The 13,068-nt window shown below is 45.9% G+C and carries 12 protein-coding genes; all 12 read left to right on the plus strand.

Translation table 11 applies throughout. The features are described 5' to 3' along the window. The first annotated feature begins 78 nt into the window (after positions 1-78). The 12 genes from sucC (at position 79) to fliF (ending at position 13,055) form a co-directional block, all read left to right on the plus strand. Positions 79-1,239 (plus strand): ADP-forming succinate--CoA ligase subunit beta, encoded by a 1,161-nt coding sequence (sucC, locus tag KJS52_RS00865; RefSeq protein WP_213512751.1) that lies wholly within the window; start codon positions 79-81, stop codon positions 1,237-1,239. Positions 1,240-1,289: 50 nt separating this feature from the next. Next, positions 1,290-2,222, plus strand: coding sequence for a succinate--CoA ligase subunit alpha (sucD, locus tag KJS52_RS00870; RefSeq protein WP_213512752.1), 933 nt, complete (start codon positions 1,290-1,292; stop codon positions 2,220-2,222). A gap of 176 nt (positions 2,223-2,398) precedes the next feature. After that, complete coding sequence (gene dprA / locus KJS52_RS00875) at positions 2,399-3,526, plus strand: DNA-processing protein DprA (protein WP_213512753.1); 1,128 nt, start codon at positions 2,399-2,401, stop codon at positions 3,524-3,526. Positions 3,527-3,553: 27 nt separating this feature from the next. After that, positions 3,554-5,650 (plus strand): type I DNA topoisomerase, encoded by a 2,097-nt coding sequence (gene topA, locus KJS52_RS00880; RefSeq protein WP_213512754.1) that lies wholly within the window; start codon positions 3,554-3,556, stop codon positions 5,648-5,650. Between the two features lie 85 nt (positions 5,651-5,735). Next, on the plus strand, positions 5,736-7,052 hold the full coding sequence (gene trmFO, locus KJS52_RS00885; RefSeq protein ID WP_246563019.1) for an FADH(2)-oxidizing methylenetetrahydrofolate--tRNA-(uracil(54)-C(5))-methyltransferase TrmFO: 1,317 nt from the start codon (positions 5,736-5,738) through the stop codon (positions 7,050-7,052). Between the two features lie 78 nt (positions 7,053-7,130). Beyond that, a complete protein-coding gene (gene hslV / locus KJS52_RS00890; RefSeq protein WP_213512756.1) occupies positions 7,131-7,676 on the plus strand; it encodes an ATP-dependent protease subunit HslV in 546 nt (181 codons plus the stop codon). A 43-nt stretch (positions 7,677-7,719) separates the two neighbouring features. Beyond that, the gene (gene hslU, locus KJS52_RS00895) at positions 7,720-9,123 is read left to right on the plus strand and encodes an ATP-dependent protease ATPase subunit HslU (protein ID WP_213512757.1); all 1,404 of its coding nucleotides are present in this window, start codon (positions 7,720-7,722) and stop codon (positions 9,121-9,123) included. 67 nt (positions 9,124-9,190) lie between these two features. Beyond that, positions 9,191-9,961 (plus strand): GTP-sensing pleiotropic transcriptional regulator CodY, encoded by a 771-nt coding sequence (gene codY / locus KJS52_RS00900; RefSeq protein WP_213512758.1) that lies wholly within the window; start codon positions 9,191-9,193, stop codon positions 9,959-9,961. A gap of 243 nt (positions 9,962-10,204) precedes the next feature. Then, positions 10,205-10,621 carry a flagellar basal body rod protein FlgB gene (gene flgB / locus KJS52_RS00905; protein WP_213512759.1) on the plus strand — a complete coding sequence of 139 codons (417 nt, stop codon included), beginning with the start codon at positions 10,205-10,207 and terminating at the stop codon, positions 10,619-10,621. 16 nt (positions 10,622-10,637) lie between these two features. Next, entirely contained in the window at positions 10,638-11,096 is a 459-nt protein-coding gene (flgC, locus tag KJS52_RS00910; RefSeq protein WP_213512760.1) for a flagellar basal body rod protein FlgC, read from the plus strand. 25 nt (positions 11,097-11,121) lie between these two features. Further along, positions 11,122-11,424 carry a flagellar hook-basal body complex protein FliE gene (gene fliE, locus KJS52_RS00915; protein WP_213512761.1) on the plus strand — a complete coding sequence of 101 codons (303 nt, stop codon included), beginning with the start codon at positions 11,122-11,124 and terminating at the stop codon, positions 11,422-11,424. Between the two features lie 41 nt (positions 11,425-11,465). Continuing rightward, a complete protein-coding gene (gene fliF / locus KJS52_RS00920; RefSeq protein ID WP_213512762.1) occupies positions 11,466-13,055 on the plus strand; it encodes a flagellar basal-body MS-ring/collar protein FliF in 1,590 nt (529 codons plus the stop codon). Positions 13,056-13,068 lie beyond the last annotated feature (13 nt).

Here is a 13,068-nt window from a genome sequence, read left to right on the forward strand (position 1 = left end):
TGAGCAAAAAATGATACAATGTAAGCAGTTTCTTTGTACATATGACTGCAATAAGTCAGCGAAATGGAGGATTTCAACATGAACATCCATGAGTATCAAGGTAAGGCTGTACTAAAACAATACGGCGTCGTTGTGCCGGAGGGCAAAGTGGCATTTACAGTTGATGAAGCAGTAAAGGCCGCAGAGGAGCTTGGTTCAGGCGTTGTCGTTGTTAAAGCCCAAATTCATGCTGGTGGTCGAGGTAAAGCCGGAGGAGTTAAAGTAGCAAAAAATCTTGATGAGGTTCGCGCATATGCCTCTGAAATTTTGGGCAAAACGCTAGTTACTCATCAAACAGGTCCAGAAGGCAAGGAAGTAAAGCGCCTTCTTATCGAGCAAGGCTGCGACATTAAGAAGGAATACTACATTGGGGTCGTGCTTGACCGTGCAACTGGTCGTGTAACGATTATGGCGTCTGAAGAAGGCGGCACAGAAATTGAAGAGGTTGCTGAAGCAACACCTGAAAAAATCTTCAAGGAAGTGGTTGATCCTGCAATCGGCTTGCAGGCTTATCAAGCGCGCAAGCTTGCCTATGCGATCAACATTCCGAATGAATTGATTAATAAGGCTGCCAAATTCATCCTTAGCCTGTATGCTGCATTTGTCGAGAAGGACTGCTCTGTAGCAGAAATCAACCCGCTTGTAGTAACTGGCGATGGACAAGTTATGGCGCTTGATGCCAAATTGAATTTCGATTCAAATGCATTGTATCGCCATAAAGACATTCAGGAGCTGCGCGACCTGGACGAAGAGGATCCAAAAGAAATCGAAGCATCCAAATTCGATTTGAGCTATATTGCGCTTGACGGCAACATCGGCTGTATGGTTAATGGCGCCGGATTGGCAATGGCAACGATGGATATTATTAAATACTACGGTGGAGAGCCCGCTAACTTCCTTGATGTAGGGGGCGGCGCTACAACTGAGAAAGTAACTGAAGCGTTCAAAATTATTCTATCTGATGAAAAAGTTAAAGGGATTTTCGTGAACATCTTTGGCGGCATTATGCGTTGTGACGTAATCGCTAATGGTGTTGTTGAGGCTGCTAAGCAGGTTGGCCTGGATCGTCCGCTTGTAGTTCGCTTGGAAGGAACAAATGTTGAGCTAGGAAAGCAAATTTTGAATGAATCTGGACTTAACATTGTTGCGGCTGATTCAATGGCTGACGGTGCTCAGAAAATTGTCCAATTAGTGAAGTAGTTGCTAAAGACATGGCTCATACACGAAAACATTCAGAGGATGTGAGATAAGTGGCAATTTTGGTTAATAAAGATACAAAGGTAATTACGCAAGGAATTACAGGTGCTACTGGCTTATTCCACGCGAAAGGCGCACTAGACTACGGCACACAAATGGTTGGTGGCGTGACACCAGGCAAAGGCGGCACTAATGTCGACATTACACTTGAAAACGGTTCAGTCGTTTCATTGCCAGTTTTCAATACCGTTCAGCAGGCGGTAGATGCAACAGGTGCAACAGCTTCTGTTATTTACGTACCGCCAGCATTTGCTGCGGAAGCGATTATTGAAGCGGTTGATGCAGGCATAGAGCTTGTTATTTGTATTACAGAAGGTATTCCAGTACTGGATATGGTAAAAGTAAAACGCTATATGGAAGGTAAGGACTCTGTATTGATCGGTCCGAACTGTCCGGGCGTTATTACACCAGGAGAGTGCAAAATCGGCATTATGCCTGGCTATATCCATGCTCCAGGCCATGTAGGCGTTGTTTCCCGCTCTGGTACATTGACCTATGAAGCGGTTCATCAATTGACGACTCGCGGCATCGGTCAATCGACTGCAGTAGGAATTGGCGGAGACCCTGTAAAAGGCTCCGAATTCATTGACATTTTGCGTCGCTTTAACGATGATCCGGACACGTATGCTGTCATTATGATCGGTGAAATTGGCGGTACAGCGGAGGAAGAAGCAGCAGAATGGATTAAAGCGAACATGACAAAACCTGTCGTAGGCTTCATTGGCGGTGCTACCGCGCCTCCAGGAAAACGGATGGGTCATGCGGGCGCGATCATTTCAGGCGGCAAAGGAACTGCAGCAGAAAAAATCGCGACAATGGAAAAATGCGGCATTCGCGTAGCTCCTACTCCTGCGGAAATGGGATCTACCTTGGTAAGCTTGCTTGAAGAAAAAGGATTGCTTGAAAAAGTAAAAACAATTAAGTAATGGTTGGGCAAGAAGCCTTATCTTCCATGTGGAGGGTAAGGCTTCTTTTTTATTATAAACGATCAATTTCTCATTAAATATTTTCTAATTTAAGAGCAATACTTGCAAACAACAGCAGAAATAAGGCAAAATGAAAGAGTATGCTTGCAAGATTTGCTCTTTTTAGGGGTGAATCAATGGAAAAGCTACAATTAAAGCATTATATTATAGAAGCATCCAGCATCCTAGGCGTTGGCTGGCATAGTATTGATCGAATCATTAGCAATGAGCTGTACAGCCAAAGGCTGTGGACACTGGAGCAGCTGCAGGAGCTGGGCTTTCCCAAGAAAACAGCTCAGCAGCTTTGCCAGTTTCATAATCAATATTCATATCCAACGCTAGATGAGTTATATGAGCGAGAACATCGCAGCCGCTATACAGCGATATCCTGTTGGGATGAGCTGTATCCGGAGCCGTTGAAGCAAATTGCCCAGCCTCCGTGGTTACTATTCGCGATCGGCAGGCTTGAGCTGCTGAAGCGAGATGCGGTTGCGATTGTTGGCACAAGATATCCAACGAGCTATGGCAAGCAATGCACAAAGCAATTTGCCAAGCATTTTGCAGGCGAAGGCTTGACGATCGTGAGCGGCTTTGCCAATGGCGTAGACACGATTGCCCATCAGGAGGCTGTCGCGCTTCCGGCCAGTACGATTGCAGTATTGCCGAGCGCGATTACGCATTGTTATCCCGCCAATAATTACGCGCTGTATGAGCGGCTTGCCAGCGACGGTCTGCTGCTGTCTGAGAGCGCGCAGTGGATGCCGGTTCATCCAGGCCAGTTTCATGCCCGCAATCGCATAATCGCAGGCTTAAGCCGTGCCACTGTTATTATAGAAGGGGAGCGGAAAAGCGGATCAATGATTACGGCAAGGCATACGCTGGACATGGATCGTGAGCTGTTTGCGGTGCCAGGCTCGATCTTTTCGAAGAAAAGTGAAGGGCCGAACTTTCTTATTGAGAAAGGATATGCTAGAATGCTATTGACCTCACAACAGTTGTTTGAGGAACTCTCATGGTTGCAGCATACTGTAAATGCCGGCGAACCGTTTGCACCGCAGGCTGAAAATGCCGAATCAACAGAGCATAATCGGCTGTCGGAGGAAGAGCGTCTCATCTATGCCTATATTAAGGAGCAGCCCCGCTCCATTAACGAGATTCATGAGCATACGTCAATCCCGTTTGGACATTTGAACGTACTTCTGCTAAATTTATGTATAAAACAATTCATAGAGCTACAACCTGGATCTATATATATTGCACTGTAACTTGTTTCTAAAGAGGAGGCACCTCGTATGGCAGATTCGTTAGTCATTGTAGAATCACCCGCCAAAGCCAAAACGATTGGTAAATATTTAGGTAGTAAATATATTGTGAAGGCGTCCATGGGACATATTCGTGATTTGCCTAAAAGTCAATTTGGTGTAGAAATTGAAGATGGATTTAATCCAAAATATATTACTATACGCGGCAAAGGCTCAGTACTGAAAGAATTGAAAGATGCCCGAAAAAAAGTGAAGCGCGTCTATCTGGCGGCCGACCCCGATCGTGAGGGAGAGGCGATTGCCTGGCATCTTGCGCACTACCTGGAAATTGATGAACAAGAGCCATGCCGCGTTGTGTTTAACGAAATAACGAAGCAAGCGGTAAAGGAAGCTTTCAAGACTCCGCGCCAAATCAATATGGATTTGGTCAACGCACAGCAGGCGAGACGCATTCTGGATCGTCTGGTCGGCTACAAAATAAGCCCATTATTATGGAAGAAAGTGAAGAAGGGGCTTTCAGCAGGTCGCGTTCAGTCGGTTACGGTAAAGCTGATCATTGATCGGGAAAATGAAATCGACGCCTTTGTGCCTGAGGAGTATTGGTCCATCACTGCCAAGCTGATGCATGAAAAGCAAAGCTTTGAGGCTAAGTTTTACGGACTGAACGGCACGAAAAAGGAGCTGGGCAATAAGGAGGAAGTAGACGCTGTTCTTACAGCGATTGCCGAGCAAAGCTTTACAGTTGCCGAGGTAAAGGAGAAAGAGCGTCTGCGTCATCCTTCGCCACCATTTATTACGAGCTCCTTGCAGCAGGAAGCAGCACGCAAGCTTGGCTTTCGGGCATCGAAAACGATGTCTGTCGCCCAGCAGCTGTACGAAGGGGTAGAGCTTGGCAAGGAAGGCACAGTCGGTTTGATTACATATATGAGAACGGATTCGACGCGCATCTCTCCTGTTGCGCAAGAGGAAGCTCGCAGCTATGTAACGGAAAAGTATGGAGCGGACTACATCCCTGCAGAGCCGAGGCAGTATACGAAGAAGAACAGCAATTCGCAGGACGCCCATGAAGCGATTCGTCCAACCTCGATTTTGCGAGATCCTGAAACGATGAAGCCGTATTTGTCGCGGGATCAGTTCAGACTTTACAAATTGATCTGGGATCGCTTTGCCGCGAGCCAGATGGCGTCTGCTATCCTGGATACGATGACGGTAGACTTTACATGCGGACCTGCTACGTTCCGCGCATCCGGCTCGAAAATCAAATTTGCCGGCTTCATGAAGGTTTATGTCGAAGGCAATGATGACGGCACGGTAGAAGAGTATACGTTGCTTCCGCCTCTGCAGGTCAAGGAGCAGCTTAAGCCGCTTGAGATCGATCCGAAGCAGCATTTTACGCAGCCGCCGCCACGCTACACCGAGGCAAGACTTGTGCGAGCGCTGGAGGAGCTTGGCATCGGTCGTCCAAGTACCTATGCGCCAACGCTGGAGACGGTACAAAAACGCGGATACGTCGCGCTGGAAGAGAAAAAGTTTTTCCCGACAGAGCTTGGTGAACTCGTTATTCAACTGATGGAGGAATTTTTCCCGGAAATACTGAATGTAGAATTTACAGCAGATATGGAAGGCAATCTCGATCATATTGAAGAAGGAACCGAGGATTGGGTAAAAATTTTAGAGGATTTTTACGAAACCTTTGAAAAACGGCTGGAAGTAGCCGAAGAAGAAATGAAGGAAGTAGAAATTCAAGACGAAGTATCTGACGAGCTGTGCGACAAGTGCGGCAAGCCAATGGTATATAAGATGGGGCGGTTCGGCAGGTTTCTCGCTTGCTCGGGCTTCCCGGATTGCCGCAACACGAAGCCGATCGTTAAGGAAATAGGCGTGGTTTGCCCGAAATGCAACAAAGGGCATATTGTGGAGCGTCGCAGTAAAAAGGGTAGAATTTTCTTTGGCTGTGATACGTACCCGGAATGCGATTACGTATCGTGGGATAAGCCGACTAACAAGCGCTGTCCCAACTGTCAGCAAGTGTTGGTTGAGAAGCGTAACCGCAGCGGGGCGCGTCTTCAATGTGTAGCCTGCGACTATAGTGAAGAGGTTATCGAAGACGAGCACGAGGAAATATAATGCCTGATTTGACAAGTGATCCTCCCAAATTGCTGGGAGGATATTGTCTTTATATACAATAGCTGCAATGAGAGGATGGAATGTATTGAGTACACAAAAAGTAACAGTCATCGGTGCTGGGCTGGCGGGCAGTGAAGCAGCCTGGCAAATCGCCAAGCAAGGCGTTGAGGTCGTGCTGTATGAGATGCGGCCTGTCAGACAGACGCCAGCGCATCATACGAACCAGTTTGCAGAGCTGGTATGCAGCAACAGCTTGCGTGCCAATGGGCTGACCAATGCTGTCGGCGTATTAAAGGAAGAAATGCGCTTGCTTGATTCCATTATTATAGGCAGTGCCGATCAGCATGCCGTGCCCGCTGGCGGAGCGCTTGCGGTGGATCGCGACGGATTTTCTGGCGAAGTGACCAATCGTTTGCGCAGCCATCCTTTAATAGAAGTGAAAAATGAAGAGGTAACGGAAATTCCCAAGGACGGCATCGTCGTCATTGCGACAGGACCGCTTACTGCAGAATCATTGTCAAACGAAATCAAGCAATTGCTGGGCGAGGAATATTTCTATTTTTACGATGCGGCAGCACCGATTATAGAGAAAGACTCTATCGATATGAGCAAGGTGTATCTCGCTTCTCGTTACGACAAGGGAGAAGCGGCGTATTTGAACTGCCCGATGACAGAGGAAGAGTTTAACGCCTTCTACGAGGCGCTCATTACTGCAGAGGTAGCACAGCTTAAGGAGTTTGAGAAGGAAATTTATTTTGAGGGCTGTATGCCGATCGAGGTCATGGCTGCACGCGGCAAGCAAACGGTGCTTTTTGGGCCGATGAAGCCGGTTGGTCTCGTCAACCCTCATACAGGCAAGCTGCCGTATGCTGTCATTCAGCTAAGACAGGATAATGCGGCGGGCACACTCTACAATATGGTAGGCTTCCAGACGCATTTAAAATGGGGAGAGCAAAAACGAGTGTTTCAAATGATTCCAGGCCTTGAAAACGCCGAGTTTGTCCGTTATGGCGTGATGCATCGCAATACGTTCATCAACTCGCCGAGCCTGCTTAAAGCGACGTATCAAACGAAGAAGCGCGAAACGTTGTTTTTTGCTGGTCAAATGACGGGCGTAGAGGGCTATGTGGAGTCTGCTGCCTCAGGCTTGATTGCCGGCATCAATGCCGCCAAGCTGGCTAAAGGAGAGGCGCTTGTAGAGCTTCCAGAGCAAACAGCGCTCGGCAGCATGGCTCATTATATTACGACGGCTGATTTCAAACATTTTCAGCCTATGAATGCTAACTTCGGTCTTTTTCCACCTCTGGAGAATAAAATTCGAAATAAGAAGGAAAAAAATGAAGCAATTGCAAATCGGGCGCTGCAGGCGATCAAGCAGTTTAAAGAGCAGCATTTGGTTTAATATGCTCAAGCGGTCTCGCACAATATGTCGATAACAATTCTGGCTTCACAGTGAACTGATAAATTAGGAGGGATTGGAATGGAAATGCAGTTTCATGCGACTACGATTTGTGCGGTTCGGCACAATGGCAAAGGGGCAATTGCAGGCGATGGTCAGGTTACGTTCGGCAACTCAATGGTAATGAAAGGAACGGCGAAAAAAGTGCGCCGTCTTTATCGCGGCCAGGTTGTAGCTGGCTTTGCCGGTTCGGTTGCTGATGCGATTACGTTGTTTGAGAAGTTTGAGGCAAAGCTGGAGGAGCATCATGGCAATTTGCAGCGCGCCGCTGTTGAGCTGGCAAAGGAATGGCGTTCCGATCGCGTATTGCGAAAGCTTGAAGCGATGATGATTGTGATGGACAAAACAGGCATGCTGCTCATTTCAGGAAATGGTGAAATTATTGAGCCGGATGACGACATAATCGCGATAGGCTCTGGCGGCAGCTTTGCGCTTGCGGCGGCACGGGCTCTGAAGCGTCATGCTCAGGACATGGATGCCAAGGACATGGCCAAAGGTGCATTGAACATTGCAGCGGAAATATGCGTCTATACCAACCACAATATTATTGTGGAAGAGATTATATAATCAAGTTTACAAGCGATTTGAAAAGATACAGGAGGCGAGGAAGATGAGTAATAAAGCTCTAACACCGCGCGAAATTGTCGCGGAGCTTGATAAATATATCGTAGGACAAAAAGACGCTAAGCGTTCTGTAGCGGTAGCACTTCGCAATCGTTATCGCAGAAGCATATTGGATGAAAGCTTGCGCGATGAAATCGTTCCAAAAAACATTCTGATGATTGGACCGACTGGTGTAGGTAAAACCGAAATTGCCCGTCGTCTGGCCAAGCTTGTGAAGGCTCCTTTTGTTAAGGTGGAAGCGACCAAATTTACTGAGGTCGGCTATGTTGGGCGAGATGTCGAATCGATGGTGCGCGATCTTGTTGAAACCGCGATTCGCATGGTGAAATCGGAAAAGGTTGTATTTGTACAGGACGAAGCGGAAAAGCTTGCCAACGAACGGATCGTAGATTTGCTGGCACCTGCGCAAACGAAGCAAAAGTCCAATAAAAATCCGTTTGAAATGCTGTTTGGCAATATGCAGTCCGAACAAAACAATGAAAAGGAAACAGAAGTGGATCATGGGCTGGCTGAGCGCCGCGCCAAGGTTCGTGAGGATTTGGCAGCGGGCAAGCTGGAAAATGAAAAGGTGCAAATCGAGGTAGAGGACAATTCGCCATCGATGATGGATATGCTGGCTGGCGGACAGGGCATGGACGGCATGGGGATGAATATGCAGGATCTGCTTGGCTCGTTAATGCCGAAAAAGCCGAAGAAACGCAACCTTCCTGTAAAGGAAGCAAGAAAAGTGCTGACGCAGCAGGAGGCCAACAAGCTGATTGACATGGATGAGGTCATTGCCGAGTCCGTCGTACGGGCAGAACAAAGCGGCATCATCTTTATCGACGAAATTGATAAAATTGCTGCGCCATCGAGAGGCTCAGGCCCGGATGTATCGCGTGAAGGCGTGCAGCGCGATATTTTGCCGATTGTAGAAGGATCGACGATTATGACGAAGTATGGCCCCGTAAAAACAGACTATATTTTGTTTGTTGCAGCCGGCGCGTTCCATATTGCCAAGCCTTCCGATCTGATTCCGGAGCTGCAGGGGCGCTTCCCGATTCGCGTAGAGCTTACGTCCTTGTCTGAGGACGATTTTATCCGTATTTTAACGGAGCCGCAAAATGCGCTTACCAAGCAATATACGGCGCTGCTTGAAACGGAAGGCATTAAAATCGATTTTTCTGAGGATGCGATTAAGGAATTGGCTTCGATTGCAGCTGACGTCAATCGCAATATGGAGAACATCGGTGCCAGACGCTTGCACACGATTCTTGAAAAACTGCTGGAGGATCTGTCCTTTGAAGCTCCTGAGCTGAACCTAGAGCATATGACAATTACTCCTGAGTATGTACGAGCAAAACTCGGGGGTATTGCTAAAGACCGAGATTTAAGTCAATATATTTTATAAAGGAAGTTCAAGAAGCCCGACTTTTTGAACGCCTATAGCAGGTACAGTTTTAGGGGGCAAATTTTGAATGAGTCTATTGAATAAAACAAGAACATTAAACCGTTTGCTGCAGCGGACCGCCGGTAAAGCGGTCAGCTTCAGAGAAATGGCCGAGGTGCTGTGTACGACGATACAGGCGAATGTATTCGTCGTCAGCCGCCGCGGAAAAATATTAGGCTGCGCAGCGCTGGACGTGCATGCGCACGATTACTTGCGGTCTCTGCAAGCAGATGAGCTTCGTTTCTCCAGCGAAACGAATCAATTGATGATGAACGTGGATGAAACGAGCACCAATGTAGCATCCCGCTATTTGGAATCTGAAATTTTCGACAGATTAGGCGATGGCGGATATATGACTATTGTACCAATTATTGGTGGTGGTGATCGACATGGCACACTGCTGCTAATACGTGAATCCGGCGACTTTACAGATGAGGATTTAGTACTGGCTGAATATGGAAGCACGGTTGTAGGCATGGAGATTTTAAGAGAACGAAGCGAGGAAATTGAACAGGAAGCGCGCAGCAGAGCCGTTGTTGCGGTAGCGATTGATTCGCTGTCATACAGCGAGCTCGAAGCGGTAGAGCATATTTTCGAAGAGTTGGAGGGCAAGGAAGGGCTTCTGGTTGCCTCGAAAATTGCGGATCGTGTCGGGATTACGAGATCGGTTATCGTCAACGCATTAAGAAAGCTGGAAAGCGCAGGAGTCATAGAAACTAGATCGCTTGGCATGAAAGGGACCTATATTAGAATACTAAAACACCAGCTTTTGCAAGAGCTTGAAAAAAATAGAAGGTAAAAACACATATAGTTCCAATTCAGGACATAGTTGAAAAGCCCTACTCGATTTTGAAGTTAGGGCTTTTTTCTTATTGTCTAAATTTGCATAATTAAAGATGATATAAGTATATGTTTCGACGTATTATTATATTTTTTTAATCTTTTTGTATAAAAATAAAGGATTTTGTAGGATCGATGTTGAATAATCTTTCCTAGTAGGAAGAATACTTCCTAATCGGAAGAATGAAAGTGGTGAAAATCAGTGAAACTTGTCAACAATGCATCTTTCCAGCGAATGGAAGCAGCACTGTACGCTGCAGAAGCAAGACAGAGAGTCATCTCTAACAATATTGCTAATGCGGAAACACCAAACTTTAAGCGATCCGAGCTCGTATTTGAAGAGCTTATCGCAAAGCAGCTGGGGAATGGAGAGGATAAGCTTAAAGGCAGCCGGACCCATGAAAAGCATATTGCAATAGGAAAAGGAGACCTAGGTCTTCCGACTGCCAAGCTGGTAACCGACACCTCAACTGCCATGAATTCGACAACAAACAACAATGTCGATCATGATGCTGAAATGGCATTGCTAGCCAAGAACCAATTGAACTATAATTTTTATGTTCAGCAGCTAAACCATGATTTTACAATGATGAGAATCGCAATAACAGGAGCAAAGTAACAGGAGGTAAGCGTGCGTGAAAATTACGAATGGCTTTGATATTAGTGCTTCTGCACTAACCGCTAACAGAATGCGTATGGATGTCATTTCTTCTAATGTTGCGAATGCGGAAACAACAAGAGCCGCTTATGTCAATGGTGAATACGTTCCATATAAACGCAAAATGGTCGTTATGGAATCTAACGAGCAGTCCTTTTCCCAAATCTTCAACAATACCTTAAATGGTAATGATGCAAGCAGCAAATTTAAAGGAGTCAATGTGACAAAAATCATTGAGGACTCCTCTCCAACAAAGTTAGTATATAATCCCTCCCACCCGGATGCCAATGTAGATGGGTACGTAGAAATGCCCAATGTTGATATTGCTACCGAAATGGTAGATATGATTGCTGCCGTTCGTGCTTATGAGTCGAATGTTACAGCATTAAATGCTACGAAATCGATGTTTATGAAAGCACTAGAAATAGGGAAATAAATCGTAGAGAGGATTGAGAGGTTTCATGATTGAGCACATTTCTACAAGTGCGATTAGTGCGATTAAAAACGCAAATGTGAGCAGTTCTGAAAAAACTACTGCGGAAATTACGAGGTCGTTCGGCGAATATCTCAACGATGCATTAAGTAATGTTGCAGCCCAGGAAGCAAACGTACATAAAATGAATGATTTATATTTAGCAGGTCAAGTGGATGCTACTGAAGTATTAGTTGCAGCAAGTCAATCTCAAATTAGTTTGCAATTTACCTCAGAGATTCGCAATAAAGTAGTTGCAGCGTATCAAGAAATAATGAGAATCCAAGTTTAAGTTGCTCTGGTGCCTGCATAGAACTCGGATGAGGTGAAAACGTGAACGAAAGAGTAGCCCAATATGTAAATAAAGTCAAAACCAGATTTCAGCAAATGGGAAGAAATCAGAAAATATGGTTATTCGCATCCCTTATTGGACTGATTGTAGCGATCGTGTTAATCACAGTCATTTTCACTCGTACTGAGTATGAGGTAGCATTCACAAAGCTGGATGCCAATGATTCGGCAGCAGTCATCAATCATTTGGAATCGGCAGGAATTCCTTATAAGCTCAACGCAACGGGCAGTGAAATTTCAATTCCTGCAAAAGATGCTGCACGTGTGAAAATTGATGTAGGCTCACAAGGGCTAATCCAAAACGGTTCATTGGGATTTGCTGAAACATTTGGAATCGGTAGCAGCGCATTAGGAACTACCGAAAATGAATTTAATGTCAAATATCAAAATGCGATAAACGGCGAAGTCCAACGGCTGTTAAATGGACTAAGCGGCATCGAAAGCTCCAAGGTATTGGTAACGAAGCATGAAGAAAGCGTGTTTCTGACAACGCAGGAAATGCAAAAGCCTACGGCAGCTGTCGTGCTAAACTTCACGCCTGGCTATCGCCCGACTCAAAAGGAAATCGATGGCTACTACAATCTGATTAAAGCAGCTGTAGGTGGCATTGATATTCAGGATATTACAATTTCCAGCCAGCAGCATGGCGAATTGCTTTCGTCGGAAGCGAATGATCTATTAAGTGGCGGAACGAATTTAATAGAGACACAATTTAATATACAAAAGAAATATGAACAAGAACTGAAAAATACGATCCAGCAATACTTAAGCCAAATTTATGGCGTTGATAAAATTGTGGTCAGTATTTCAAGCAGCTTGAACTTTGATAAAAAATCAAGTCAAGAAAGCCTGGTTCTTCCGTTGGAGAATAACAATAACAACGGCATCATTATTAGCGAGCAGTTGGAATCGACCTCCAGCACTAGCACGGATGCGTCGGGCGGAGTTGTTGGAACAGGCGAAACGGATATTCCAACCTACCAAACTGGGAATGCTGGTGGAGAAAATTCTTCAGAAAGCAATTCTACCATTCGCAATTATGATGTGAACCGCATAAATAATATTATAGAATCTCAAGCTTATGTCGTAAAAGATTTGTCAATCAGCGTTGGCTTTGAAGCCTCTGAATTGGCTAGCGAGGCTGATCAGCAAGCAATTACTAATTATTTGGCTAGCTTCGTAAGAAGCCAGCTGGCTAATTCCGGCCAGGATTTGACTAATGATCAAGCAGTTCAACAAAAGGTAACGCTTATTGCGCGCGACTTTGACGCAGAAGCTGCTGCAGCGGCTGATGAAACAGGACTATCCACCGCATGGATTATTGGTCTTGCCGCACTTGCTCTACTGCTAATCGCTGCATTGATCTTTGTATTGCTGCGTCGTCGCAAAGCGAAGGCCGAAGAGGAAGAAGAGCTGGTTGTTGAAGATATTCCAGTTCGTCCTGCTTATGAAACGATTGATCTTGACAATCTTCAGAACGACAGTCAAGCTCGCAAAAATCTTGAAACGCTTGCCAAACGCAAACCTGACGAATTCGTCAACTTGCTTCGTACCTGGCTAGTAGATGAATAGAGGTGCTGTAATT

The organism is Paenibacillus montaniterrae (assembly GCF_018403185.1).
Classification (GTDB): Bacteria; Bacillota; Bacilli; order Paenibacillales; family Paenibacillaceae; genus Pristimantibacillus; species Pristimantibacillus montaniterrae.

What these genes read in the sequence shown, in the direction of transcription:
- fliE (WP_213512761.1), top strand. Translation starts at nt 11,122, where the DNA reads ATGATTGAGCACATTTCTACAAGTGCGATTAGTGCGATTAAAAACGCA.
- codY (WP_213512758.1), top strand. Translation starts at nt 9,191, where the DNA reads ATGAGTCTATTGAATAAAACAAGAACATTAAACCGTTTGCTGCAGCGG.
- hslV (WP_213512756.1), top strand. Translation starts at nt 7,131, where the DNA reads ATGGAAATGCAGTTTCATGCGACTACGATTTGTGCGGTTCGGCACAAT.
- hslU (WP_213512757.1), top strand. Translation starts at nt 7,720, where the DNA reads ATGAGTAATAAAGCTCTAACACCGCGCGAAATTGTCGCGGAGCTTGAT.
- sucC (WP_213512751.1), top strand. Translation starts at nt 79, where the DNA reads ATGAACATCCATGAGTATCAAGGTAAGGCTGTACTAAAACAATACGGC.
- topA (WP_213512754.1), top strand. Translation starts at nt 3,554, where the DNA reads ATGGCAGATTCGTTAGTCATTGTAGAATCACCCGCCAAAGCCAAAACG.
- dprA (WP_213512753.1), top strand. Translation starts at nt 2,399, where the DNA reads ATGGAAAAGCTACAATTAAAGCATTATATTATAGAAGCATCCAGCATC.